Annotated in this window: 1 protein-coding gene; it reads right to left on the bottom strand. The window is 71.9% G+C overall.

Annotated features, from left to right (window positions below):
- On the bottom strand, nt 1-647 hold a 647-nt coding region (locus tag D7X74_RS42290; protein WP_120538500.1), incomplete at both ends, for an aspartate kinase.

The following is a 647-nucleotide window of genomic DNA, read 5'->3' on the forward strand; positions in this document are numbered from 1 at the left end:
CGCCCACCCGGTGCCGCATCCCGTCACCCACGATGCTCAGCACCGCCAGCCCCGGCTGCAACTCGATGGGGTCCACCTTCCCCGCCGAGCGCTCCACCTCGAACGCCTCCTCCAGCGCCTGCACCGCCCGGGTGCCCTCCTCCTTGCCCACGCAGAAGCTGATGGAGGACTCACTGGAGCCCTGGGTAATCAACACCACGGAGATGGAAGCGCGCGCCATCGCCTCGAACACGCGCGCGGCCGTGCCCGGAACGCCCTTCAGCCCCGCGCCCGCGATGTTGATGAGCGCGATGTCCGGCAGGAACGACAGGCCCCGCACCGGATGCCGCGTCGCCTGCGCCGTGGCCGTCACCCGCGTGCCCGGGTGCTCCGGCCGGAAGCTGTTGCACACGCGCACCGGGATGCCCCGCTCGCGCGCCGGGGCAATCGTCTTCGGGTGCAGCACCTTCGCGCCGAAGTAGGCCAGCTCCATCGCCTCCTCGAAGCTCACCTCCTCCAGCGCGAACGCCTCCGGCACCAGGCGCGGATCCGCGCTGAAGATGCCGTCCACGTCCGTCCAGATCTCCAGCAGCCGCGCATCGAGCGCCGCCGCCGCCAGCGCCGCCGAGTAGTCCGACCCACCCCGCCCCAGCGACATCGTCTTGCCG

The sequence above is a fragment of the Corallococcus sp. CA047B genome (genome assembly GCF_003612065.1).
In the GTDB taxonomy this organism is placed as follows: domain Bacteria; phylum Myxococcota; class Myxococcia; order Myxococcales; family Myxococcaceae; genus Corallococcus; species Corallococcus praedator.